The organism is Actinomadura sp. 6N118, assembly GCF_044326415.1.
Lineage (GTDB): Bacteria > Actinomycetota > Actinomycetes > Streptosporangiales > Streptosporangiaceae > Spirillospora.
The window spans coordinates 119572-142948 of the sequence record NZ_JBIRAZ010000004.1; the positions used below are offsets into that span (position 1 = coordinate 119572).

Genomic DNA, 23377 nt, shown 5'->3' on the forward strand with positions numbered 1-23377 from the left:
CGACGGTAACGCTTGACACCGGCGTCAAGGTCAAGCCGCCGCGGGCACGCCTTCTTCCCGCCGGTTTCCGCGGTTTCGCGCCCCTCTTCTCGCGTTCTCACACTTGGTCGATAATGTACATTATGTTAAGTAAGCTGGTAGAGGCTGAGATCGGCGTTGGCTCCGGTGAGCACGGTGGCGATCACATCGCCGGGAATGTCCCGGGCGGCGATCGCGGCCAGGCCCGCCGCTCCGGCGGGTTCCAGCAGCAGCCCGAGCGTCTCGGCCGCCAGGTGCATCGCGGCGAGCAGCTCGTCGTCGTCGATCAGCAGGAAATCGTCGACGAGCGCGCGGGTGCGGACGACCGCCTCAGGTTCGGGCTCGCTGATGGAGATGCCGGCGGCGATGGTGGCGCCGTGTTCGACGGCGACACGCGCGCCGCTGCGCCAGGAGCGTTCCAGCGCGGGTGCGGCGGCCGAGGTGACGCCGACGATGCGGACGTGCGGCGCGTGGGCCTTCACCCAGCGCGCGACGCCGGCGATGAGCGCGCCGTCGCCGACCGGCACCACGAGCGTGTCGAACGGTTCACCGCGCAGGAGTTCGACGCCGATGGTGGCGTTGCCCTCGTACACGGCGGTGTCGCTGCCGTCGACGGCGTAGTACCGGCCGGGCACCTCGGCGGCGGCGTAGGCCGCGGCGTGGTCCTTGTGGGAGCCTACGACACGGTGGACGTGGGCGCCGAACGCCGCCATGCGGCGGGTCTTGATCTGGGAGGCGTCGGCGGGGACGAACACGTCGGCGCGCAGGCCGTGGCGGCGGGCGGCGTAGGCGATGGCCTGGCCGAAGTTGCCGCCGCCCGAGCCGCACACCACGGTGCTCCCCCGGGCCAGCCCGCTGACGAGCAGGTCGGCGCCGCGGCCTTTGAAGCTGCGCAGCGGGTTGAGGGTCTCGACCTTGGTGATGACGCGGCGGCCGAGGCGTGCCTGGAGCTGTTCGTCGGCGTACTGGGGGCTGTCGCGGAACGCGGGGTCGATGGTGGTGGCGGCGTGGGCGATGCGGTCCAGGTCCAGGCCGAGGCCCGGGCCAAGATCAAGGCCTAGGTCAATGTCGTGGTCGAGGTTGTGCTCGAGGTCTGCGTTGAGGCCGGGTGCGTGGTAGGTCATGGGTGGAACGGTAGGCGGGCCGCCAGTGGACGCGATTGAAGATTTTCCCGGCGCCGTGCAAGATTCTTGCGTGGACGTCGCGTACAGCCTTGATGAGATCGACTATCTGCTGCTCGGGCTGGTGCAGGTGGACGCGGCGCGTCCGCTGCACGAGCTGGGTGATGAGGTGGGCCTGTCCCCCAGCGCCGTTCAGCGGCGGCTGACGCGGCTGCGCGCGGCGGGGGTGATCCGGTCGCAGGTCGCTGTGCTGGAGCCGCGTGCTGTGGGCGCGGCGTTGACGGCGGTGGTGCTGGTGGCGCTGGCGGACGATGACGCGGCGCATCATGAGGCGTTCCGGGCGCGGATGCGGGCCGAGCCGGCGGTGCAGCAGTGCTTCAACATCGTCGGGCAGTGGGATTACGTGGTGGTGCTGGTGACGGCGGATCTGGCGGCGAACCGGGAGGTGTCGCGGCGGTTGTTCGTCGGGGACGCGACGCATGTGCGGCGGTTTGAGACGTTGCCGGCGTATGAGACGGTGAAGTCGGGATTGGCGGTGCCGCTGCCGGGTGCGGCGGGATAGGCTGCGGCCATGACATGGCGACATTGATCTTCCACTGGGCCTGGGTCCGGGCTGGCGCGCCGGCTGTACGCGTGTGCGTTCCTTGAGGACTTCGTTCTTCTGTATCCGGTGTACGCGCTGCTGTTCGCCGACACCGGCCTCTCCCCCGCGGCGATCTCGTCGCTGTTCGTCATCTGGTCGGTCGCGGGTTTCGTGTTCGAGTTGCCGTCGGGTCTGTTCGCCGATGTGTTCTCGCGCCGCCGGCTGCTGGTGGCCGCTCCCCTGCTGACCGGTGCGGGTTTCGCGCTGTGGACGTTGGTGCCGTCGTATCCGGCGTTCGCGGCGGGGTTCGTGTTGTGGGGTGTGGGGACGGCGCTGCGTTCGGGGACGTTGCAGGCGCTGGTGTACGAGGAGCTCGGGCGCGTGGGGGCGGCGGGTTCGTACGCGCGGGTGATGGGACGGTCGCAGGCGCTGGGCACGACGGCGATCATGCTGGCGAACGGGGTGGCGGCGCCGGTGATGGCCGCCGGGGGTTACCGGGCGGCGGGGGTGGCGAGCGTCGTGGCGTGCCTGCTGTGCGCGGTGGTGTCGTGGTCGCTGCCGGAGTCACGGGGCGCAGGCACAGGCTCGGTCTCGGGTGCGGGTTCCGGCGAGGACGAAGGTAACGGAGGGGACGGCGATGGGTCGTTCCTGGAGGTGCTGCGGGACGGGGTGACGCAGGTCCGGCGGGTGCCGCGGGTGCGGGGCGCGCTGGTGCTGACGACGGCGGTGATGGGGTTCGGTGCGCTGGATGAGTACCTGCCGGTGCTGGGGCGTTCGACGGGCGCGGCGGTGGCGGTGGTGCCGTTGCTGATGCTGGTGGTCGGCGTGGGTGAGACGGCGGGCGGGTGGCTGGCGGGCCGGGGTGTGCGGTGGCTGGCGCCGGCGTTGGTGGTCGCGGCGGTGTGCATGGCGGCGGGGGCGCTGAGCGGCCGGCCGGAGGGGATGGCGCTGATCGCGGTGGCGTTCGGCGTGATCCAGTGGGCGGTCGTGGCGGCGGAGGCGCGGCTGCAGGAGCGGATCTCGGACCGGTCGCGGGCGACGGTGATGTCGATGGCGGGGTTCGGGTCGGAGGTGGTGGCGGTGCTGGTGTTCGCGGGGTACGCGCTGGGGTCGGCGTGGGCGGGACCCGGGGTGTTGTTCGCGGTCGCGTCGGTGCCGTTCGTGGTGATGGGGCTGGCGTTGTGGGTGCCGGGGCGAGGGCGCCGCTGACGGCGGGTGTACAGGGTCGTGGGCGGTGTACATCTCGGGATGTAGCCGGGTGGGCGGCGCTGCGCGAAAGGTGCACGGCGGGTGAACGCTCGCGCCGGATTCGGCGGTGCGGGTGTCCCGGTCAGGATCGGGGCGTACTGGAACGATCCTGGTTTGGGGCGTGAGCTGATGGATGCGCTGATGCTGGCCCGGGTGCAGTTCGCGTTGACGGCGGGTTCGCATTTCCTGTTCGTCGCGTTGACGCTGGGCCTGGCGACGCTGGTGGCGGTGATGCAGACCCGTGCGACGGTGTCGGGCAGCGTGGTGCACGCGCGGATGACGCGGTTCTGGGGCCAGCTGTATGTGATCAATTATGCGGTGGGGATCGTCACCGGGCTGGTGATGGAGTTCCAGTTCGGGTTGAACTGGGGCGGCATGTCGCGGATGGTCGGCGGGGTGTTCGGGGCGCCGCTGGCGATGGAGACGATCGTGGCGTTCTTCATCGAGTCGACGTTCCTGGGTCTGTGGATCTTCGGGTGGGATCGGCTGAACCGGTGGGCGCATCTGGCGCTGATCTGGGTGGTGACGCTGACGGCGTACTTCTCGGCGTATTTCGTGCTGGTGGCGAACGGGTGGCTGCAGCGGCCGGTGGGCTACGAGATGGTGGACGGCGTCGCGCGGCTGACGGATCTGGGCGCGGTGATGGCGAACCCGACGGCGGTGCTGGCGTTCTTCCATGTGCTGTTCGGCGGGTTGCTGACCGCGGGGTTCTTCATGGCGGGGGTGAGCGCGTTCCATCTGTTCCGGCGGACGGCGGAGGTGGAGTTCTTCCGCCGGTCGATGCGGATCGGGCTGCTGACTGTGATCTTGTCGGTGTTCCCGGTGGTGGTGTTCGGCGGGATGCAGTTCGGTCATCTGCAGCCGACGAAGAACCCGGGGTCGGACGACGCGGCGGCGAAGGCGGCGGAGTTCACGGCGCGGTTCGGGCCGGATGACTACCTGGCGCCGGGGCTGACGGACGCGGGCCTGGCGACGATGATCATGGTGTGGGTCGTGATGGTCCTGGTGGCGCTGGTGGCGTTGGTGAAGTTCCCGTTCGGGCGCTGGCTGGTGCGGGGCCGGGTGTTCCACGTGCTGATGATGGTGGCGGTGCCGCTTCCCTATGTCGCGATGCTGGCGGGCTGGGTGTTCCGTGAGGTCGGGCGGCAGCCGTGGACGGTGTACGGGGTGCTGAAGACCAAGGACGCGCTGTCGGACGTGAGCCCCGGGTTGATCACGACGTCGTTCGTGGCGTTCACGGCGCTGTTCGCGGTCCTGATCATGGTGAACACGTGGCTGCTGGCGCGGTATGCGCGGCGGGGGCCGGACGCGGCGCAGCTCGGTGCGGCTCCCCCGGTGGAGTCCGCGGCGCCGGCGTTCGCCCCGACGTTCTGATCCCGGCGTGTTGACCGGTCTTTCTTGACCTGGCCTTCGTACTTCGGTCTGAGTGGAGCCTGACGATGGAGATTCTGGCGATCGTGATGCTGGCGGTGTTCGCCGGTGCGTATCTGGTGCTGGCGGGAGCCGACATCGGGGTGGGCATGCTGCTGCCGGTGCTGGGCCGTTCGCAGCAGGAGCGGCGGGTGGTGATCGCGGCGATCGCGCCGTTCTTCCTCGGGAACGAGGTGTGGCTGGTGTCGACGGCGGGGATCGTGGCCGGAGCGTTCCCGGGGCTGGAACATCACCTGCTGGAGGGGCTGTTCCCCTTGTTCGCGGTGTTGCTGCTCGGGTGGGTGGTGCGCGACATGGGTTTGTGGCTGCGGGGGCGGGTGGACGCGGCGGCGTGGCGGCGGGTGTGCGACGGCGCGATCGTGGCGGGCAGTTGGGCGCTGGCGCTGGCGTGGGCGTCGGTGCTGGGGTCGGTGTTGGCCGGTGGTGAGGGGCTGAACGCGGGGTCGGTGGCGGGGTTGCCGCTGGCGGCGTTGTTCGCGGCGCACGGTGTGGCGCTGGCGCGGTGGCGGCTGACGGGCGCGCCGGCGGCGCGCGCCGACCGGTTCCCGGCGCCGTATCCGCTGACGGGCGCGGCGCTGGCGACGGTGATGCTGGTGGCGGGGACGCGGTTGCCGTGGTCGGACGCGGCGGCGGCGGGATCGGGGCTGGCGGTCACGGCGGTGACGACGGCGGTGGTGCTGCCGGTGCTGGTGGCCGCGCAGGCGCTGGTGTGGTGGACGTTCCGCGGCCGTGTCGACTCTCCCTCATATCTGTGATGTCCGGCGTGTCTGTGCTGTCCGGTGTGATGTTCGGGAGGTCGTGGTGAAGCCGGTCGAGCGGCGTCTGCTGCGCCGTCTCCCCCGCCGCGTGGTCGTGGTGCTGGCCGCGCTGGCGGTGGGGCAGGGGGTGTTGCTGGTCACGCAGGCGGATCTGCTGGCGCGTGCGATCGCCGGTCTGGAGGCGTGGCCGCTGCTGCCGCTGGCCGGGGTGGTGGCGGGCCGTGCGGTGCTGGCGTGGGTGACCAGCGGTGTCGCGGGGCGCGCGGCGGCCACGGCGAAGCGGGAGCTGCGCGACGCGCTGCTGGCACGCCCCGCAGGGACCTCCGCCGGCACCTGCCCCGAGCCCTCCGCCGGGACCTCTGCGGGAGGCTTGGTGGGGACTTCAGCCGGTGGCGGTGGTGCCAGTGCGGGTGAGCGGGTGACGTTGCTGACGCGGGGCCTGGACGCGCTGGATCCGTTCTTCACCGGGTACGTGCCGCAGTTGCTGGCGGCGTGCGTGGTGCCGGTGCTGGTGCTGGCGCGGCTGTTCACCGCTGATTGGGCGTCGGCGCTGGTGGTGGCGGCGACGGTGCCGCTGGTGCCGGTGTTCGGTGCGCTGGTGGGGATGCGGACGGCGGCGCTGACGGGCCGGCAGTGGGGGCTGCTGCAGCGGCTGGGTGGTCATTTCCGGGATGTGCTGGCGGGGCTGCCGACGTTGCGGGAGTTCGGGCGGACCGGTCATCAGTCGGTGGTGGTGCGGGAGCTGGCGGGTGAGCACCGCCGCGCGACGGTGGGGGCGCTGCGGGTGGCGTTCTTGTCGTCGCTGGTGCTGGAGCTGGTGTGCGCGCTGTCGGTGGCGCTGGTCGCGGTGCCGGTGGGTTTGCGGCTGATGGATGGCGCCATGGCGTTGTCGACGGGGCTGCTGGTGCTGATCCTCACGCCGGAGGCGTATCTGCCGTTGCGGGCGCTGGGCGCACGGTTCCACGCGAGCGCGGAGGGGGTGGCGGCGGCGGAGCAGGCGTTCGCGGCGCTGGACGCCCCTGTGGAACGCGGCGGCGGGCTCCTCCCCCGCGATCGGGCGGTGGCGCCGGAGATCGTGCTGGAGGACGTCACGGTGCGGTATCCGGGGTCGGAACGGGTGGCGCTGGAGGGGGTGTCGTTGCGGATCGCGCCGGGTGAGCGGGTCGCGGTGGCGGGGCCGTCGGGCGCGGGCAAGTCGACGTTGCTGCTGGTGCTGCTGGGTTTGGTGACGCCGGAGTCAGGCCGGGTGCTGGTGGACGGCGTGGACTTGGCGGAGCTGGATCTGGCGGAATGGCGGCGCCGGATCGGGTGGGTGCCGCAGGCGCCGCATCTGTTCGCGGCGTCGGTGGCCGACAACATCAGGCTCGGTGCGCCGGACGCGCCGGATGAGCGCGTGGTGGAGGCGGCGCGGGCTGCGGCGGCGGACGGGTTCATCGGGGCGTTGCCGGATGGGTACGCGACGGTGCTCGGTGAGGGCGGCGCGGGCCTGTCGGCGGGTCAGCGGCAGCGGCTGGCGGTGGCGCGCGCCTATGTGACGGGTGCGCCGCTGATGGTGCTGGACGAGCCGTCGGCGCGGCTGGATCTGGCGAGTGAGCGGGCGCTGGTGGAGGGGGCGGAGCGGCTGCTGGCGGGCCGTACGGCTCTGATCGTGGCGCACCGGCCGGCGCTGCTGGGGTTGGCGGGCCGTGTGGTGCGGATGAGGGACGGCCGCCTTGCCGAGGACGGCACGGAGTCCGGCAGGGAGGCTGCGGCGTGATCGGCATGTGGAGGGCGGTGCGGCCGTACACAGCGCGGTTGCTGGCGGCGGGGCTGGCCGGGGTGGCGGCGGAGCTGTGCGGGCTCGGGCTGGTCGCGGCGGCGGCGTGGCTGATCGCGCGGGCGGCGCAGCAGCCGGCGCTGGCGGCGTTGTCGCTGGCGATCGTGGCGGTGCGGGGGTTCGCGCTGGCCAAGGGGTCGCTGCGGTATGCGGAGCGGCTGGCGGGGCACGATGTGGCGTTGCGGGCGCTGGCGGAGCTGCGCGGGCGGGTGTTCGACGCGCTGGCGGCGCGGCGGCGGGGTCTGGCGTCGCGTGACGGGGACGCGCTGACGCGGATGGTGTCCGATGTCGACGCGGTGCAGGATCTGCTGCTGCGGTGCCTGCTTCCGGGGGCCGCTGCGGTGGTGTGCGGCGCGGCCGGGGTCGTGGTGTGCGCGGTCGCGGCGCCGGCCGCGGCGTTCGTGGTGGCCGGTGGGCTGCTGGTCGCCGGGGTGGTGGTGCCGTGGGCGGCGTGGGCGGCGGGTGGCCGCGCGGCGGCGCGCGCGGCGGCCGAGCGTGAACGGCTGGCGGTGCGGGCGCTGGACGTGCTGGAGGGCGCCGCGGAACTGGCGGTGTTCGGCGCGTCCGGGCGGTTCACCGAGGCGGCGCGGGAGTCGGCGGCGCGGCTGGAGGATGCCGAGCGGGTCACCACGCGGGTCACGGGCGCGGTGACGGCGGCCGGATTCCTGCTGCAGGGTCTGACTGCGGCCGGGGCGGCGTGGGCGGCGATGAACGCAGGTGCGGACGAGGTCGCCGTGGCGGTCGTCGCCTTGACCGCGCTGGTCGCGGTGGAGGCGGTGCTGCCGCTGGCGTCGGCGGCGCAGCGGCTGCGTGAGGTACTGCCGGCGTCGCGGCGCGTGGCGTCACTGCTGGCCGCTCCCCCGCCGTCCCGTCCGGCACGGCCCAGGCCGCTGCCGCGCGGGCCGCTCGCGGTGGACTTCCTCGGTGTCCGCGTCGCCTACGAAGGCGTCACTTACAAAGGCGTCACCTACAAAGGCCACGGCGGGTACGCGCTGGACGGTGTGGACTTGACGGTGGAACGCGGGCGGCGCGTCGCGGTGGTGGGCGCCAGCGGCGCGGGCAAGAGCACGCTGCTCGCCGTGGTGTCCGGTGAGGTCCGGGCGGCGTCGGGGACGGTTCGGCTCGGCGGCCACGATGTGGCTTCCTGCGACCCGGACGAGGTGCGTTCGGCGGTGCGCGGGCTCACGCAGGACGCGCACGTGTTCGCCACCACCGTCCGCGGCAACCTGATGCTGGCCCGCCCGGACGCCACGCAGGCGCAGCTGGAGGCCGCGGCGCGGCGGGCGCGGCTGCTGGAGGTCGTCGACGGGCTGCCCGATGGGTGGGACACCGTCGTGGGTGAGGGTGGCCGTGGCCTGTCGGGCGGGCAGCGGCAGCGGCTGCTGCTGGCGCGCGCCCTGCTGGCCGACCCGCCGGTGCTGCTGCTGGACGAGCCCGCCGAGGCGCTGGACCCGGCCACCGCCGACGAGATCACCCGGGAGCTCCTGACGCTGCCGGGCGGCGGCACCCTGATACTGGTCACGCACCGCCTGGCCGCCCTCGGCGCCGCCGACGAGGTGATCGTGCTGGACCGCGGGAAGGTCGTGCAGCGCGGCCGCCACGAGAACCTCCTCGCCCGCCCCGGCGCCTACCGCGACCTGTGGGAGTCCGAGCTCCTCACCACCTGACTTCCCCCGGCCACCTGACCCTGCCGCTGACCGCGCGGCTACAGCGGCAGCGGTGCGGCGCGTCTGACGGTGCGGATGACGGGGGCGGTCTCCATGGTGGTGATGGCGTCCAGCGCCGCGATCCGTTCGGTGAGGTAGCGGCCCAGGTCGTGGGGGTCGCGGCAGTTCAAGGCCGCTACCAGGTTGGTGGGGCCGGTGGTGAGCGCGGCGAACGAGATCTCGGGGTGGGACGCCAGTGCCTGGCCGACCTCGGCGGCGCGGGCGGGGCGCGCGGCGATCCACAGCCGCGCCTGGGTGCGGTAGCCGGCCGCGGCGGGCGGGAGGTCGAGCTGGTAGCTGAGGACGCCGGTGCGGCGCAGCGTGTCCATGCGGCGTTTCACGGTGGTCTCCGACCAGCCGGTCACCGCGGCGAGGTCGGCGTAGGGCGCGCGGCCGTCCAGGGTGAGCGCCCGCAGCAGCGTTCTGTCGCCGTCGCCGAGGTCGACAGGGCCGTCGCCGGGTTCAGGTGGCGGCGGACGCAGCCGTCCGGCCGCGTCGGGGGGCAGGCAGGCCAGGCCGCTCCAGCCGCCGGGAAGCACGAAGCCGCGCAGCAGCAGGTGGGCCGACACCGACACCACACGGCCGGTGCGGGGCAGCTTGTCCAGCAGCAGCGCGTCCTGGTCGCGGGTGCTGCGGGTCTGCACGGTGCAGGACACCTCCGTGCCGCCCGACAGCAGGTACACGAACGAGGTGTCGTCGCGGGCGGCGAGGGCCCTGGCGACCGGCATGGCGGCGTCCGGTGTGCAGGTCAGCCGGATCGTCCATTGCAGGTATCCGAGGCGGCGGCCGTTCACCAGCCCCACGACCCGCACCATGCCCTGGCTGTGCATCCGCCGGTAGCGGCGCGCCACGGTGTTCTCCGAGACCTCCAGCGCGCCGGCGATGGCGCGGAACGACGCCCGCCCGTCGATCTGCAAGGCGTGGATCAGGCCACGGTCGACGGCATCCATCATCTTCCCCGCTGCGAATGACGGTTTCCACCGATTCTAAAGGCACGGCTGGGATGTGGCGGCGGCCAGGGTGAGCATCGGCGCATGACAGATGACACGAAGATCCTCGTCCTGGCTGCCACCGGGAATGTCGGGCGGCACCTGGTCACCGGGCTCCACGCGGCGGGCCATGCCGTGCGGGCGGTGACCCGCGACCCTGGCCGCGCCCGTGTCCCCGCTGGTGTGGAGGTGGCGCGCGGCGACCTCGCTGACCCCGGCAGCGTCGAGGCCTGCCTGGCCGGCGTCGGCGCGGTGTTCCTGCTGTGGCCGCTGCACACCGGTGACCGGCTGCCCGCGGTGCTGGAAGCCATCGCGCGCCGTGCCGGCCGCGTGGTGTTCCTCGGCACCGGCGGCGTCCCCGATCTGCCGTTCGAGAAGCAGGACGCGCTCGTGCACGGCCTCGGCATCGAGTCGACCGTGCTGCGGCCGACCACGTTCGCGGTCAACCTGCTGTGGTGGGCGGGCCAGATCCGCGCCGGCGACACCGTCGAAGGCGCCTACGGGCAGCTCCCGATGTCGCTGATCCATGAAGCCGACCTGGCCGCCGTCGCCGCCCGCGCCCTCACTTCACCCGGCCATGACGGCGCCACCTACACCCTCACCGGCCCCGAGGTGCTCACCCAGGCCGAGCAGGTCCGCGTCATCGGCGAGACGCTCGGGCGGCCGCTGCGCTGGCGGGAACTCACCCGCGAGCAGGCGTACCGGCGCCTGCTCGCCGACGACTCGTTCCCCGACTCGTTCGCGGACGTGCTCCTCGACGGGTACGCCGCGATGCTCGCCGGGCCGCCGCCCACGCTCACCACCACCGTCGAGGACGTCACCGGCTCCCCCGCGCGCCCGCTGCGACGATGGGTGGCCGACCACGCCGCCGAGTTCGTGTGAACGCCCGTTCATGCAGGTCGTGGGTGTGGACGCATGGAGGGCGCCGCACCGGGTAGGGCGCGCACCGACGAATCGTGCAATCTCCCGGGAGGGGGCGAGCGTTCAATGCCGCGATCACGCGACGTACCGTCGGCCTTCCGGCGCACTCCGCAGGTGGCTCAGGAACTGCTGGGCAAGGCCAGGGACCGCCTCGGCCGGCTCGGTGAACGGTGGCGGCCGGCGCTGCGCCGTAACCTGCGGCCCAACGGGCCCGGCAACATGCAGCCGGGGCCCGCGCCGCTGGAGGAGCCGGAGGAGGCACGGGGCCCCGAGCCGCCCCAGCCGCGCAAGGCGGACACACCCAAGAAGGCTCCGGCAAGGAAGAAAGGTCCGGCTGAGAAGTCCGCCAAGGGTTCCCAGCCCGCCGGGGCGAAGAAGGCTCCCGCCAAGCAGGCACCGGCGGCCGCGAGCGCTCCCGCGCGGTCTGAGCCGGCCGGCTCCAACGGTGACGGCCTGGCCAAGCGGGACCTGTACGAGCGGGCGCGGGAGCTGGACATCCCCGGCCGGTCCAAGATGAGCAAGCAGCAGCTGGCCGACGCGATCAGCAAGGCCGAGAAGAGCTGATCGCGGCGGCGGTCAGCCGTCATGCGTGCGGGCGCCGGACGGGCAGCGACGCCGGCGGCGCCCGCTCCCAGCGCGCGGGCAAGGGAAAGGCCCGGTGGCGCCCCTGTCCACGCACCACCGGGCCTATGGCCTGATCACCGCGGGGTCATGCTTCGGGCAGCAGCGGGCCGAGCGGGCCCAGGTCGAGGTTGAGGTCGTGGTCCTCCAGGTCGAAGTGGTCCTTCAGCCGTTCCATGGCCTGTTCCAGCCGCATCAGCGCGAGGCCGAGGTCCTCGACCTGGTCGTCGGTGAGGCCGCCGCCCTCGACGCGGCGCAGCGCCTGCCGTTCCATCAGCTGCCGGATCAGCTCGACGAGGGTGAGGACCAGCTTCACCAGGTCGCGTTCGACGGTCTCAGGGTCGGAACGCAGCCGCTGCATCACACTCGAGGTGCCCGACGTACCTGACGTGCCTTGCGTGGCGCGTATCGGCGCTGACCGCAGCGGCTCTGCGGCCGCCGCGCGGCTGGCAAGGGGGTAGGTCACGGAGTCCTCGTGCGTGAGGTGCCGTGCGGGGCGGTGGTCGTCAGGGCGCTCGCGCGCGGGCCGGTTGTCGGTCACTGGTCCTCCTCCCCCATGAGCTCGTCGCGGACGGAGGTGATGAGGGCGCGCAGCGAGATGTGCACCAGGTCGACCTCGGCGATGGAGATGACCAGGTCGCCGGTGATGACCACCCCGCCGGCCAGCAGCCGGTCCAGCAGGTCCACCAGCGCCACCCGCTCGGCGGGAACCGACGGGTGGCCGGGATCCAGGGTGACCGTCATCGGCGCTCGCCCGCCTCGGCGTCGCCGGTGTCGATGAACGAGTACGGCGGCCACGGGCCGGTGACCTCGGCGCCGATGCCGGGCAGGCGCGCGTCGATGTCCTTGACCGCCGCCAGGAACCCCTCCACGTGGTCGTCGTCCAGCAGGTAGGCGACGTTGAGGATCTGGGTGCCGTCGTGGCCTGACAGCTTCGGGTCCTGCGGCGGGTGCTGGCGCGTGGCGACGGCGTGGTCGGCGAGCTCGGCGTGGATGGCCTGGGCCTGCGCGGTGATGCGGCGGCCGGCGTCCTCGCGCTGCTTGCGCTGCGCCTGCCGGTTACGCAGGTACGCGGCGCCCGCCCCGGATCCGCCGACCGGCGCGTCAGCGCCGGCGGAGGTGGCGGGCGCGGCGGACAGGGCCTCGGCGTAGGCGTAGGCCTTGACGCCCCATTCGGACCGGCCGGTGATGCGGTCCAGCGCGCGGGTGAACGTGTCGTGCTGCTCGGTGAGCAGCCGCGCCACGCGGTCGTCGTCGCGGTAGAGGGTGGCGATCCGCACCGGCGCGGTCGGTGCGGAGCGGGCTGCCTGGTCGACGACATCGTGGTGGGCGCGCGCGGTGGCCTCCAGGAACGACAGGTCCTCCAGGTTGACGCGCAGTGCCTCCTCTCCGTAGTCGGCCTCACGTACCGTGCTCACCAGCGCGGTGAGGTCACCGACTGTGACGGCGCGGACAGGGGCGCCGCCGACGCCGGGCGTGGCCGGGAGCGCCGCAAGGTCCAGGCCGCGCGACACCCCGTACAGGTAGACGGCGGTGCCGCTGCCCGGCGTGCCGGTCCCGGCAGGTCCGGTCACTGTGCGTCACCACCCTTCCCGGTCTTGGTGTTCTTGCCGGTCGTCTCGTTCCCGGCGGACCCGTTGTGCTGTCCGGCTTCCAGCGCCGCGATGCGTTCCCGCAGCCGCTCGTTCTCCTCAAGGATCTGCCGCTGCTGGTCGAGCTCGGCGTCGGATGGGCCGCCTGCGGCGGGCTTCCGCGCGCGGGACGACAGTGACGGGTCGTGTTCCCACCAGTCGATGCCCATCTCCTTGGCGCGGTCGACGGAGGCGACGAGCAGCCGCAGCTTGATGGTGAGCAGCTCGATGTCCAGGAGGTTCACCCGGATGTCCCCGACGATGACGATTCCCTTGTCGAGGATGCGTTCCAGCAGGTCGGCGAGGTTCGCCGAGGGCCGCTGTTCCATGCCCATCGAGCGGGCCGGTGAACGGGCACCGGTCCAGGACAGATCATCGCTCACGTGTGCAGCCCCCTTTTCCTGGTCAGTCCCGTCCGCATCTGTCGACCTGGCCGCGCAGGTAACGGCGCCTGCGCCGGTACGACGACAGCTCGCCGTCGCCGTCCAGCGCGGTCTCGTAGACCGCGAGGATGTCGGCCGAGTCGGGGATGCGATGGGTCTCCACGATCTCCACCGCGATGTGCCAGCCGTCGTCGGCGCGTTCGACGCCCACGACGCACTCGGCGTCCCGGCCGGTGAGCCGGGTGACATGGCCGACGGCGTACTTGGCGGCCTCGGACGCGGAGATCATCGTGTTCAGCTCCCCTGGGACCGGTTCTGGGTCAGCCGGGCGATGAGTTCCTCTTCCCGCTCGGCGGCCTCCTCCTCGGTGATCTCACCGGCGGCGACCGCGTCCGCGATGTACTGCATCTCCGCGGCGATCCTGCCGGGGTCGTACAGCTGCGCCTCGGCCTGCTCCTTGAGCACCTCGGCGATCCACACGACCCCGCGGACGGGAGCGAGCGGAAGGGTCACCAACCCGGTGAAAAGACCCATGTCAGGCCTCCGGGACGAAGTCGTAGGGCGGCAGCGGCCCGACCAGCCGCAGCTTGATGCGGTCGCCGTGAGCCTGGCCGAGCTTGTCGACCGCCGACTCGAACTCCTCGCGCTTGGCGCGGTCGATGAGGAACGCGGCGTCCAGCACGTCCTCCTCACGGGCCGGCGGCTTGTTGACCACCGACTCGGCGACGGGCGCGAGCGGGTCGATCAGCGCACGGCCGTCGTGGTCACGGCGCCGCTCCAGCGCCTGCGCGATCATCTCGCCGAGGCGGATCCGGTCGTAGTAGACCGCGTCGGCGGCGTCGGCCGGCACCTGCCGGATCCGTTCGCTCAGCTGCGCGATCTCCGGTTCCTGCTCCATCACCTCCCGCAGCACGCTGTCCTGCACGTAGGTGCCCTTCAGCCGCAGCTCCAGGCGGCCGTCGAGGCCGTCCAGGACCTGCCCGAGACGGTCGGAGTTGGCGGCCAGCAGTTCCTTCTCCACCGCCTCGCGGCCGCTCAGCGCGGCGCCGAAACGGAACGGGACGACGACCGCGGCGGCGTCCAGGAACTCGTTGAGGACCTTCTGATGGGCGACCAGGTCGGCGCGTTCACCGAGCGGGCGGCCCTGCGGCAGATCACTGATGATCGCGCCGACGCCGTCGCCCTGGACGAGCTCGACCGGTTTGTCGTCCAGCCCGGTCAGCCCCTTGGGAACGGGCGTGCCTGCGCGGGTCACACCATAAACGTAGGAAGGAGTGGTCATCGTTTACTCCTCCTCCTTCTTGCTGCTCCGGCTGCCGCCACGGCGTGACCGCGCGCCCTGCTTCTCCTCTTCTTCCTCTTCGGAGCCGCCGAACGTCTCCTTCAACTTCTCCGAGGCGCCTTCCAGGGCACCCTTGGTCTTCTTGTTGGCGCCGGACTCGGTCATGGTGTCGATCATCTGCGGGAGGCCCTTGGACGTTCCGTCGTGGGCGATGTCCAGGCGGTTGACCGCCTCGGCGAACCGCAGATAGGTGTCGACGCTGGCTACCACGATCCGCACGTCGACGGTGAGGATCTCAATGCCGACCAGCGAGACCCGGGCGTACACGTCAATGACCAGTCCCTTTTCCAGGATCAGGTCGACGACGTCGGCCAGGCCGCTACCCGACCGGCCGCCGCCGCCCTGCGTATAGGTCGTGCCCGACGTCTGCTGGGCGATGGGCCCAGACATGTCATCACTCCTTGGGAAGTCGGGAATTTTTCGATGTTCAGTTCGACCCCTACCCCTCCTGTTCCACCTAAACGAGACACCCGGATCGCGAACGGCCGCGGACCGGCGGTGGCCTGCCCGCAGCCGTTCGCGATCGTTCGCGATCGTTCCGCGGTGGTCAGCGCTTGCGGGCGCGGCGCACGGCCCACACCGCGGCGCCGGTGGCGACGACGGTCGCCGCCGCGGCGGGCGCGGCGCGCAGCAGCTTGTGCATCGTCAGCAGCCGGGTGAGGCGGCCCAGCTTCTGCGGGACGGCGGCCACCTTCTCCACCGCCCGGACATCCGACCGGACCTGCTCGGCTCCCTTCGACACGCCCCTTGACGTGGATTCCGCCGTGGATTCCGCTGCGGATTTCGCGGTGCCGCGAGCCGCCTCGGCGACGCGGTTCTTTGCGTCGGCAGCGCGGTTCTTTGCGCCGGCGGCGCGTTGCTTCACCTGCTCGGTTCCCTTACCGGGGACCGACGGGGTCTTCATTGTCTTCTCCTTGCCATGATGAACGATTTTCCAGTGGATCTCGGGATCGCCGAACGCCCCCCGGGGGTCAGCCGTGGCGGCGGATCTCGAAGAACTCGGCGAGCTTCTGCCGGAACGCCACCGCGGCGACCCCCACCCGGTCGGGGTCATGCCACAGCGCCCTGGCGGTGTGCTTGGCCTGGTCGAACATGATGTGCGGAGGCAGCGGCGCCACGTTGGGGTCGACGACGAACTCCAGCACGACGGGCCCGCCGGCGCCCAGGGCCCGGTCCCACGCGGCGCCGACCTCGTCGGGATCGGTGCAGCGGATACCGGTCAGCCCCAGCAGCTCGGCGTACGCCGCGTACGGCACGTCAGGCACGTCCTGCGACGCCGGGAACTTCGGGTCGCCGCCCATCGCGCGCTGCTCCCAGGTGACCATGTTCAGGTCCTGGTTGTTGAGGACGCAGAACACCAGCGGCGGCCCCGAAAGCCGAGCGGCGTACCGCGCCACCGTGATCATCTCGTTCATGCCGTTCATCTGGAACGCGCCGTCCCCGACGAACGCCACCACCGGCCGGTCGGGATGGGCGAACCGCGCCGCGATCGCGTACGGCACACCCGGCCCCATCGTCGCCAGCGTGCCCGACAGCGACGCGCGCATCCCGGCGCGCAGCCGCAGCTGCCGCGCCCACCAGGTGGTGCCCGACCCGGAGTCGGCGGTGAGGATGGCGCCGCCGGGCAGCCGGTCGCTCAGCTCCCACGCCACCAGCTGCGGGTTGATCGCGTCGAACCGCTGGCGCGCCTGGCGTTCCATGATCCGCCACCACTCCCCCACGTCGGCCTCGACGCCCTGCCGCCACGTCCGGTCCTCCTTGCGCTCCAGATAGGGGATCAGCAGCCGCAGCGCCTCCCGCGCGTCCCCGGCCAGCCCCGCGTCGACCGGGACGCGGCGGCCGATGCGGCGTGCGTCCTGGTCGATCTGCACGACCCGCGTCTTGCCCTCCTCAGGCAGCCACTCGGCGTAGGGGAACCCAGTGCCGACCATCAGCAACGTGTCACACTTCATGATCATGTCGTCGCTGGCGCGGGATCCGAGCAGCCCGACCGGCCCGGTGACGAACGGCAGATCGTCGGGCAGCACGTCACGGCCCAGCAGCGCCTTGGCGACCCCGGCGCCCAGCAGCTCGGCGACCTCGGTGAGCTCCACGGCGGCGCCGCGGGCGCCCTGCCCGGCCAGGATCGCCACCTTCTTCCCGTCGTTGAGGATCTCAGCGGCGTGCCGCACGTCGTCGACCCGCGGGATCACCTGCCCGCGGTAGAAGCCGACGCCGGAGAACACGCTGCCGTGCGCCCGCCCCGGCGTGGTCACCGCGTCCTCCTCCTGCACGTCCTCAGGGAAGATCAGCGTCGCGACGCCGCGGGTGGCGGCGGCCGTCCGCATCGCCTGGTCCACCAGATGCCGCGCCTGCGCCGCCGTCATGCACACCTGCACGTACTCCGACACGTCCTTGAACAACGACGCCAGGTCCACTTCCTGCTGATAGTCGGCGCCCAGCGAGGTACGCCGCTGCTGCCCCACCAGCGCCACGACCGGCGCGTGGTCGAGCTTGGCGTCGTACAGCCCGTTCAGCAGATGGATCGCGCCCGGCCCGGACGTGGCCATGCACACCCCGACCTCGTCGGTGAACTTGGCGTGGCCGCACGCCATGAACGCCGCCATCTCCTCATGCCGCGGCTGCAGGAACTCCGGATCGTTCTTGGCACGCTCGAACGCGCCGAGGAAACCGTTGATGCCGTCCCCCGGATAGCCGTACACCCGGTGCACACCCCACTCGCGCAGCCGCGAGAGGACAAAGTCGGAGACCTGAGTCATCGTTCGCTCCTCCTGTGGGTACCGGATGTCACGGGAGTTCACCCAGCGCCCTACCCGGCCCGTCACCGGCAAACATGCGCCCCCGCGAGGGCGCGGAACGGGTCCGGTACGGGTCCGGTTCCGGGTCACGGACGTTTACGGCCGTGACCACGGTTATGCAAAGGACCATGCGGGGAACACGATGATGCCGGGAGAGCTGCTGGCGCTGGCGGCCGCCGCCGGGTTCGGAATCACCCACTTCGCCGCCGGGCTGCTCGCCCGCCGCGTCCCCGGCGTGACGGTCGCGCTCCACACCCAGCTCGGCGGCACCGTGATCGCGGTCGCCGCCGCGCTCATCTGGACGTTCGGGACGCCTGGCCCGGCCGACCTCGCATGGGGTGCGCTGTCGGGCGCCGGGTCGGGCATCGGCGTGGCGTTCCTCTACCGTGCCATGAGCCGCGGCTCGCTCTCGGTGGTGGTGCCGCTCAGCGACGTCGGCGCGGTCGCGATCCCGGTGCTGGTCGGCCTCGCCGTGCTCGGCGACCGGCCCTCACTCCTCGGCCTGGCCGGCATCGCCATCACGATCCCCGCCATCTGGCTGGCGGCCACCGGCCCCGCCACGCCATCCGAGCACCCCGGCCGCCGCCGCTGGCTGTCACCCGGCGTCGGCGACGCGCTGCTGGCCGGAACGGGCTTCGCCGTGCAGTTCCTCGCCCTCAAACCCGTCCCCCTGGACGCCGGGCTGTGGCCCATCGCCGCCAGCCGCGCCGCGTCCGTCGCTGTCACCGTCCCCTGGGTACTCGCCGCCGCAGGCGTCCCCCTGCGCATCCCCGCGCGGCACGCACTGCCGGCGCTGGCCGTCGGCACCGTCGGCAGCTCCGCGATCGCGCTGTTCTGGATCGCCGCGCACCGCGAACTGCTCGCCGTCGCGTCCGTGCTCGCCGCGCTCTACCCCGTCATCCCGGTCGTCCTCGCGCTGATCTTCCTGCGGGAACGGCTCACCCGCAAGCAAGCCCTCGGCCTGTGCGGCGCGGGCACCGCCATCGCGCTGCTCACCGTCTCCTGACCGCTGCCTCCCCGGCAGAGATCGACTGCCTCCCCGGCAGGAATCGAACCTGCGGCACCCGGCTTCGGAAACCGGAGCTCTGTCCGCTGAGCTACGGGGAGAAGACCCGCGAACGGGCCTGGAGACGCAGGCGGGATTCGAACCCGCGTACACGGTTTTGCAGACCGCCGCCTGACCACTCGGCCACTGCGTCCAGAAAAACAAAAAAGCCGCCGTTCCGGAATCCGGAAGGCGGCCGAGCCTGTCGTCACACAGAACTCACCGGCCCGCCCGGCCGGAACCACCGGATACAGCTCATGTCCCGGCTCCCTTCCCGTCCGACGCGGCGTCCTTGACCACCAGAATGCCCGCCGCACCACCCCGGTTTCAACGCATTTTCCCGCGCTGTAAAGTCACCGGAATGGCCGCGGCACCCGTCCTCACCACCGAACGGCTGACCCTGCGAGGCTGGCGCGACAGCGACCGCGCCCCGTTCGCCCACATGAACGCCGACCCCGCCGTCATGGAACACTTCCCCGCCCCGCTCACCCGCGCCGAAAGCGACGCCCTCATCAACCGCGTCACCGCCGGCTTCGACCGCCACGGCTTCGGCCTGTGGGCCCTGGAAATCACCCGCACCGGCACGTTCATCGGCTTCACCGGCCTGTCGGTCCCCGCCTTCGACGCGCCGTTCCTGCCCGGCGTCGAGATCGGATGGCGGCTGTCCACCACCGCCCAAGGCCACGGCTACGCCACCGAGGCCGCCCGCCGCGCCCTGGCGTACGGCTTCCAGAACGCCGGCCTCACAGAGATCGTCTCGTTCACCACGACCACCAACCACCGCTCCCAGGCCGTCATGCGCCGCATCGGCATGACCCGCCACCCCGTCGGCGACTTCGACCACCCCGCCCTCCCCGACGGCCACCACCTCAAACGCCACGTCCTCTACCGCATCACCGCCCCCACCTGGGAATCCACCACCCGCTAACCGCCACGCGAAACGCCAAGGGTCTCAGGTGGTATCGGCGTCGTAGGTGGCGCGGGCCTCGAGAACGTCGTCCATGTTCGCCTCGGCCCAGCTCTTCACCGCCTGCATCACCGGTAGCAGGCCGGCACCGAGCGGCGTCAGCTCATAGTCCACGCGCACCGGCACCGACGGCGTCACCGTGCGCGACACCAAGCCGTCGCGCTCCAGGTTGCGCAGCGTCTGCGTCAGCATCTTCTGGCTGATGCTGGCGACCACCCGCGCCAGCTCGCCGTACCGCAGCGGCCCCCCGGCCAGCGCGTTCACCACCAGGCTCACCCACTTGTCGCTGATGCGGTCCAGCAACTGCCGCGTCGGGCACTCGGCGATGTAGGCGTCATAGGCGACCGCCGCCTCCGCGCGCCGCTGCGCCGCCGTCCGCGTCGCCATCGCTCACTTCCACGTCCGGTACGCACTCCCAGGTGCCTACTTCCCGACAGAGAGTACCTCTCCCTAGGTTTGCAAGGAATTCACCAACCGACATTTGGAGATGGCCATGCGCGCAGTCGTCGCCCGTACCTTCGGCGGACCTGACGTTCTCGAGATCATCGACGTTCCCGTGCCCGCCCCCGGGCCCGGGCAGGTCCGCATCCGCGTCCAGGCCGCCACCGTCAACCCCGTCGACACCGCCACCCGCGCCGGGCTCATCACCGAAGGCGGCCTGATGGCGCCCCGCGACACCATCGGGATCGGCTGGGACGCCGCCGGGACCATCGACGCCACCGGACCCGGCGTCACCGCGTTCACCACCGGCGACAACGTCATCGGCCTGTCAGACCGGCTCGACGTCCCCCTCGGCACCCACGCCGACTACGTGGTGCTGGACGCGAGCGCCGTCGCACCCGCCCCCGCCGGCATCCCCGCCACCCACGCGGCGACGCTGCCGCTCAACGGCCTCACCGCCGCCCAGGCACTCGACCTGCTGGATCTCCCCCGCGGCGCGACGCTGCTCGTCACCGGCGCCGCCGGTGCCCTCGGCGGCTTCACCGTCGAACTGGCCGCCCACCGCGGCCTGCGCGTCGCCGCGGTCGCGGGACCCGGCGACGAACACCTCGTGCGTGACCTGGGCGCCGAGTGGTTCGTTCCCCGCACCTCCCCCGACCTGCCCGCCGACGTCCGCGCCCTCGTCCCCGGCGGCGTCGACGGAGCCGTGGACGCCGCCATCATCGGCCCCCGCGCCCTGGAGGCCGTCCGCAACCGCGGCGCGTTCGTCGCCGTCGCCGGGGGAGCCGCACCCGTCCCCCTGCGCGGCACCCGCGTCTCCAACGTGTGGATCACCGCCGACGGCGCGCAGCTGGCCGAACTGTCCGCGCTCGCCGCAGACGGCCACCTCACGCTCCGCGTCGCGGACACCCTCCCCCTCAAGGAGGCCGCGCTCGCCCACCGCAAACTCGACGAAGGCGGGCTGCGCGGACGCCTCGTCCTCACCACTTAGGCGAAGACGTTCTCAGGCGTAGACGACGCACCCGCGCTCCTCAAGCCCGGCGACCAAGGCGCCGGACCTCGCATCGAGGGGATTCCAGCGCACATCGAGCTTGTCGAGCGCGGGCAGCTCGCCCAGCCACCCCGGAAGCATCCGCAGGCCGTTGGCCCGCAGATCAAGATGACGCAGCGACCGGAGCCGCCGCACTCCCTCCGGTACCGCGGTGAGGCGGTTGCGGCGCAGGTTGAGGACCCTCAGCTCCGCCAACTCACCCAACGTGCCCGGAACGCTCGCCAGCCGGTTGCCCTCCACGTGCAGCTCGCGAAGGCCCGTCAGCCCCTCGATCTCCACGGGAAGCCCGGTCAGGGCGTTCCGCATCGCCCGCAACTCCCGCAGGCGGCTCAGAGCGCCGATCGCGTCAGGCAACGCTGTCAGCTCGTTGCCGTTCACGTTCAGGTAGGCGAGATCGGCCAGGGCGCCGATCTCCTCCGGGATGCGTGCCAGGCGCAGGTCCGCCGCATACAGGAACCGGAGCCGCCGCAGCACACCCAGACCCTCCGGCAACTCCGCCAGCTGGTTGCCGCTCAGGTCCAGCACCCGCAGGCCCGGCATCGACCCAACAGGCGGCAACGCCTCAAGCCGGTTGTTGTCGACGTACAGCTCCTCCAGCGCCGTCAACCCCACCAGCCGCCCGGAGATCTCCGTCAGCGCGTTCTCACCCACATCCAGGCAGCGCAGCCCCGCGTGATCCCACACATCCGCCGGCATCGCCGAAAGGCCCGTCCCACGCAGCCGCACCTCATCCACGTCCACCGCCCCGACCCTAGATCACCCACCGGCCGGCGCCGCCGTACGGTGGGGCCATGACGGCGCTCATCCCCCGGCCACGGTCCGAACCCGCGCCCGGCGCCGTACACGTCCCTGGCTGGCTCGACACCGCCATGCAGCGGCGTCTCGTCGAGGCCTGCCGCACGTGGGCGCGGCCACCGGCGGGCATGCGCCACACCAGACTGCCCGGTGGCGGCGTCATGTCCGTGCAGACCGTGTGCCTGGGGTGGCACTGGGAGCCCTACCGCTACGTGCGCCACGTGGACGGCCAGCCGGTCAAGCCCCTCCCCGGCTGGCTGGCAGACCTGGGAAGACGCGCCGTCGCCGAGGCCTACGGCGACGACGGCGAGTATCTGCCGGATGTCGCCCTCGTGAACTTCTACGACGCCGCGGCCAGGATGGGCTTGCACCAGGACCGCGACGAACGCAGCCCCGCCCCGGTCGTATCGTTCAGCCTCGGCGACACCGGCGTCTTCCGCCTGGGCAACACCGAGAACCGCGGACGTCCCTGGACCGACCTGGAACTGGAATCGGGCGACCTCCTGGTGTTCGGCGGATCCTCCCGCCTGGCCTACCACGGCGTCACCAAGATCCTGCCCGGCTCCGGACCGCCGGGCATCGGTCTGGACAGCGGCCGTCTTAACATCACTCTCCGCGAATCTGGTCTGGGTGATGGGGATAGATAGGAAATGGTGGTGAGCTTTACTGACCCGCCAGCTTGACAATGTAAGGTTCAATCCGACAGACGAACTCCCGGGAGAGCCATGGGCCGCGACCCCGACTACCTGGCCTACCTGCGGCAGCGCCTTGCCGCCGAACCGCCTTCCGGCAGCAGGTCCCTCACCGAGCTCCGCCAGGAACACGCCGCCGCCCTGGCCGCCCTCCCCCGCCCCACGGTCGACCTCGTCAAAGACATCACCATCGACGGACCCGGCGGGCCGCTGCACGCCCGCCTCTACCGCCCCGCCTGCACCACGCCCTCCCCCTGCCTGGTGTACTTCCACGGCGGCGGCTGGGCCCTCGGTGACGTGGAGTCCTACGACCCTGTCGTCCGCGCCCTCACCCTCGCCTGCGACGTCGCCCTGCTCTCCGTGGACTACCGGCGCCCGCCCGAGCACCCCTTCCCCGCCCCGGTGGACGACGCCGTCGCAGCCGTCAGCTGGACCGCCGCCAACGCTCCCGCCCACGGCCTGGATCCCGCCCGCCTCGGCATCGCAGGCGACAGCGCCGGCGGTCAGATCGCCGCCGCAGCCGCCTGGCGCCTGCGCGGCACGGACCTGCGGCCCGCCCTGCAGCTCCTGGTCTATCCGGCCGTCGACCTGCGCGACGTACCGCCCGACCTGCCCGACCCCGACGGCCTGCAGTTCCCGCGAGCGGGCGTCGCCCGGATCCTGGAGCTGTACCTGCGCGACACCGACCGCTCCCTCCCCGAGGTGTCGCCGCTGCTCGCCCCCGACCTCACCGGCATGCCCCCGACGATCGTCGCCACCGCCGAACACGACCGGCTGCGCCCCCAGGCCGAGCAGTACGCGGCGCGCCTCACCGACGCCGGCGTCGACGTCACCCTCGTCACCGGCAGCGGCCTCGACCACGGCTTCCTCGGCTTGGGATCGTTCGCCCGCAGGCCCGCCGAAGGCATCGCCCGCATCGGCGCCGAAGTCCGCGCCCTCTTCGCCCGTATCTGATCGAGTGGCTGTCGATTCCGGCGGAACCCGATCGTCGTATGAGCGAAACGATCCACCAGCGGGAAG

At 72.1% G+C, this 23377-nt stretch carries 27 protein-coding genes and 2 tRNA genes; 13 read left to right on the top strand and 16 right to left on the bottom strand.

Annotated elements, in window-relative coordinates; translation table 11 throughout:
* Positions 1 to 125: 125 nt before the first annotated feature.
* Positions 126 to 1142, bottom strand: coding sequence for a threonine/serine dehydratase (locus tag ACH34W_RS11325; protein WP_395960747.1), 1017 nt, complete (start codon positions 1140 to 1142; stop codon positions 126 to 128).
* Between the two features lie 70 nt (positions 1143 to 1212).
* Here ACH34W_RS11325 and ACH34W_RS11330 point away from each other — a divergent pair, with 70 nt between their 5' ends.
* The 6 genes from ACH34W_RS11330 to cydC all read left to right on the top strand — a co-directional run bounded on the left by ACH34W_RS11330 (position 1213) and on the right by cydC (position 8642).
* Positions 1213 to 1701 carry an Lrp/AsnC family transcriptional regulator gene (locus ACH34W_RS11330; protein WP_395960748.1) on the top strand — a complete coding sequence of 163 codons (489 nt, stop codon included), beginning with the start codon at positions 1213 to 1215 and terminating at the stop codon, positions 1699 to 1701.
* A 63-nt stretch (positions 1702 to 1764) separates the two neighbouring features.
* A complete protein-coding gene (locus ACH34W_RS11335) occupies positions 1765 to 2931 on the top strand; it encodes an MFS transporter (RefSeq protein ID WP_395961165.1) in 1167 nt (388 codons plus the stop codon).
* 225 nt (positions 2932 to 3156) lie between these two features.
* Positions 3157 to 4344: a cytochrome ubiquinol oxidase subunit I gene (locus tag ACH34W_RS11340; protein WP_395961166.1), complete on the top strand. Its 1188-nt coding sequence runs from the start codon at positions 3157 to 3159 to the stop codon at positions 4342 to 4344.
* Positions 4345 to 4409: 65 nt separating this feature from the next.
* Positions 4410 to 5156: a cytochrome d ubiquinol oxidase subunit II gene (locus ACH34W_RS11345; RefSeq protein WP_395960749.1), complete on the top strand. Its 747-nt coding sequence runs from the start codon at positions 4410 to 4412 to the stop codon at positions 5154 to 5156.
* A gap of 46 nt (positions 5157 to 5202) precedes the next feature.
* Entirely contained in the window at positions 5203 to 6915 is a 1713-nt protein-coding gene (cydD, locus tag ACH34W_RS11350) for a thiol reductant ABC exporter subunit CydD (protein ID WP_395960750.1), read from the top strand.
* Between the two features lie 5 nt (positions 6916 to 6920).
* Positions 6921 to 8642 (top strand): thiol reductant ABC exporter subunit CydC, encoded by a 1722-nt coding sequence (gene cydC, locus ACH34W_RS11355; protein WP_395961167.1) that lies wholly within the window; start codon positions 6921 to 6923, stop codon positions 8640 to 8642.
* A gap of 38 nt (positions 8643 to 8680) precedes the next feature.
* On the opposite strand, the gene ACH34W_RS11360 is transcribed toward cydC, so the two are convergent.
* Positions 8681 to 9634 (bottom strand): Lrp/AsnC family transcriptional regulator, encoded by a 954-nt coding sequence (locus ACH34W_RS11360; protein ID WP_395960751.1) that lies wholly within the window; start codon positions 9632 to 9634, stop codon positions 8681 to 8683.
* Between the two features lie 81 nt (positions 9635 to 9715).
* Here ACH34W_RS11360 and ACH34W_RS11365 point away from each other — a divergent pair, with 81 nt between their 5' ends.
* Together ACH34W_RS11365 and ACH34W_RS11370 are read left to right on the top strand one after the other, a co-directional pair.
* Positions 9716 to 10552, top strand: a complete 837-nt coding sequence (locus tag ACH34W_RS11365; RefSeq protein WP_395960752.1) for an NAD(P)H-binding protein — start codon at positions 9716 to 9718, stop codon at positions 10550 to 10552.
* 105 nt (positions 10553 to 10657) lie between these two features.
* The gene (locus ACH34W_RS11370) at positions 10658 to 11155 is read left to right on the top strand and encodes a Rho termination factor N-terminal domain-containing protein (RefSeq protein WP_395960753.1); all 498 of its coding nucleotides are present in this window, start codon (positions 10658 to 10660) and stop codon (positions 11153 to 11155) included.
* A gap of 145 nt (positions 11156 to 11300) precedes the next feature.
* On the opposite strand, the gene ACH34W_RS11375 is transcribed toward ACH34W_RS11370, so the two are convergent.
* From ACH34W_RS11375 to ACH34W_RS11420, 10 genes are all read right to left on the bottom strand, one after another.
* The gene (locus tag ACH34W_RS11375) at positions 11301 to 11753 is read right to left on the bottom strand and encodes a gas vesicle protein K (protein WP_395960754.1); all 453 of its coding nucleotides are present in this window, start codon (positions 11751 to 11753) and stop codon (positions 11301 to 11303) included.
* Positions 11750 to 11956, bottom strand: coding sequence for a gas vesicle protein (locus ACH34W_RS11380; RefSeq protein ID WP_395960756.1), 207 nt, complete (start codon positions 11954 to 11956; stop codon positions 11750 to 11752). Before ACH34W_RS11380 ends, ACH34W_RS11375 begins: the two co-directional genes overlap by 4 nt.
* Entirely contained in the window at positions 11953 to 12786 is an 834-nt protein-coding gene (locus ACH34W_RS11385; RefSeq protein ID WP_395960757.1) for a GvpL/GvpF family gas vesicle protein, read from the bottom strand. Before ACH34W_RS11385 ends, ACH34W_RS11380 begins: the two co-directional genes overlap by 4 nt.
* Entirely contained in the window at positions 12783 to 13226 is a 444-nt protein-coding gene (gene gvpJ, locus ACH34W_RS11390; protein ID WP_395960759.1) for a gas vesicle protein GvpJ, read from the bottom strand. The genes ACH34W_RS11385 and gvpJ (ACH34W_RS11390) overlap by 4 nt, the downstream gene beginning before the upstream one ends.
* Positions 13227 to 13248: 22 nt before the next feature.
* Positions 13249 to 13515: a gas vesicle protein GvpO gene (gvpO, locus tag ACH34W_RS11395; RefSeq protein ID WP_395960760.1), complete on the bottom strand. Its 267-nt coding sequence runs from the start codon at positions 13513 to 13515 to the stop codon at positions 13249 to 13251.
* A gap of 5 nt (positions 13516 to 13520) precedes the next feature.
* A complete protein-coding gene (locus tag ACH34W_RS11400; RefSeq protein ID WP_395960761.1) occupies positions 13521 to 13760 on the bottom strand; it encodes a gas vesicle protein GvpG in 240 nt (79 codons plus the stop codon).
* A 1-nt stretch (position 13761) separates the two neighbouring features.
* On the bottom strand, positions 13762 to 14508 hold the full coding sequence (locus ACH34W_RS11405) for a GvpL/GvpF family gas vesicle protein (protein WP_395960762.1): 747 nt from the start codon (positions 14506 to 14508) through the stop codon (positions 13762 to 13764).
* A gap of 3 nt (positions 14509 to 14511) precedes the next feature.
* A complete protein-coding gene (gene gvpJ / locus ACH34W_RS11410) occupies positions 14512 to 14946 on the bottom strand; it encodes a gas vesicle protein GvpJ (RefSeq protein WP_395961168.1) in 435 nt (144 codons plus the stop codon).
* A gap of 169 nt (positions 14947 to 15115) precedes the next feature.
* A complete protein-coding gene (locus tag ACH34W_RS11415; protein ID WP_395960763.1) occupies positions 15116 to 15472 on the bottom strand; it encodes a hypothetical protein in 357 nt (118 codons plus the stop codon).
* Between the two features lie 67 nt (positions 15473 to 15539).
* Positions 15540 to 17327 carry a thiamine pyrophosphate-requiring protein gene (locus tag ACH34W_RS11420; protein ID WP_395960764.1) on the bottom strand — a complete coding sequence of 596 codons (1788 nt, stop codon included), beginning with the start codon at positions 17325 to 17327 and terminating at the stop codon, positions 15540 to 15542.
* A 181-nt stretch (positions 17328 to 17508) separates the two neighbouring features.
* On the opposite strand from ACH34W_RS11420, the gene ACH34W_RS11425 reads away from it, so the two are divergent.
* Positions 17509 to 18372 (top strand): EamA family transporter, encoded by an 864-nt coding sequence (locus ACH34W_RS11425; protein WP_395960765.1) that lies wholly within the window; start codon positions 17509 to 17511, stop codon positions 18370 to 18372.
* Between the two features lie 28 nt (positions 18373 to 18400).
* Here ACH34W_RS11425 and ACH34W_RS11430 read toward each other — a convergent pair.
* Together ACH34W_RS11430 and ACH34W_RS11435 are read right to left on the bottom strand one after the other, a co-directional pair.
* A tRNA-Arg gene (locus ACH34W_RS11430) sits at positions 18401 to 18473 on the bottom strand.
* Positions 18474 to 18491: 18 nt separating this feature from the next.
* Positions 18492 to 18565 (bottom strand) — tRNA-Cys (locus tag ACH34W_RS11435).
* A gap of 207 nt (positions 18566 to 18772) precedes the next feature.
* Between ACH34W_RS11435 and ACH34W_RS11440 the strand changes: the two genes are divergently transcribed.
* Positions 18773 to 19339, top strand: coding sequence for a GNAT family N-acetyltransferase (locus ACH34W_RS11440; protein WP_395960766.1), 567 nt, complete (start codon positions 18773 to 18775; stop codon positions 19337 to 19339).
* Positions 19340 to 19363: 24 nt separating this feature from the next.
* Here ACH34W_RS11440 and ACH34W_RS11445 read toward each other — a convergent pair whose 3' ends face one another.
* The gene (locus tag ACH34W_RS11445; RefSeq protein WP_395960767.1) at positions 19364 to 19765 is read right to left on the bottom strand and encodes a winged helix-turn-helix transcriptional regulator; all 402 of its coding nucleotides are present in this window, start codon (positions 19763 to 19765) and stop codon (positions 19364 to 19366) included.
* A 106-nt stretch (positions 19766 to 19871) separates the two neighbouring features.
* Here ACH34W_RS11445 and ACH34W_RS11450 point away from each other — a divergent pair, with 106 nt between their 5' ends.
* On the top strand, positions 19872 to 20810 hold the full coding sequence (locus ACH34W_RS11450) for an NADP-dependent oxidoreductase (protein ID WP_395960768.1): 939 nt from the start codon (positions 19872 to 19874) through the stop codon (positions 20808 to 20810).
* A gap of 12 nt (positions 20811 to 20822) precedes the next feature.
* On the opposite strand, the gene ACH34W_RS11455 is transcribed toward ACH34W_RS11450, so the two are convergent.
* Entirely contained in the window at positions 20823 to 21611 is a 789-nt protein-coding gene (locus tag ACH34W_RS11455; protein ID WP_395960769.1) for a leucine-rich repeat domain-containing protein, read from the bottom strand.
* A gap of 50 nt (positions 21612 to 21661) precedes the next feature.
* Here ACH34W_RS11455 and ACH34W_RS11460 point away from each other — a divergent pair, with 50 nt between their 5' ends.
* Together ACH34W_RS11460 and ACH34W_RS11465 are read left to right on the top strand one after the other, a co-directional pair.
* Complete coding sequence (locus ACH34W_RS11460) at positions 21662 to 22312, top strand: alpha-ketoglutarate-dependent dioxygenase AlkB family protein (RefSeq protein ID WP_395960770.1); 651 nt, start codon at positions 21662 to 21664, stop codon at positions 22310 to 22312.
* Between the two features lie 78 nt (positions 22313 to 22390).
* Positions 22391 to 23311 carry an alpha/beta hydrolase gene (locus ACH34W_RS11465; RefSeq protein WP_395960771.1) on the top strand — a complete coding sequence of 307 codons (921 nt, stop codon included), beginning with the start codon at positions 22391 to 22393 and terminating at the stop codon, positions 23309 to 23311.
* Positions 23312 to 23377 lie beyond the last annotated feature (66 nt).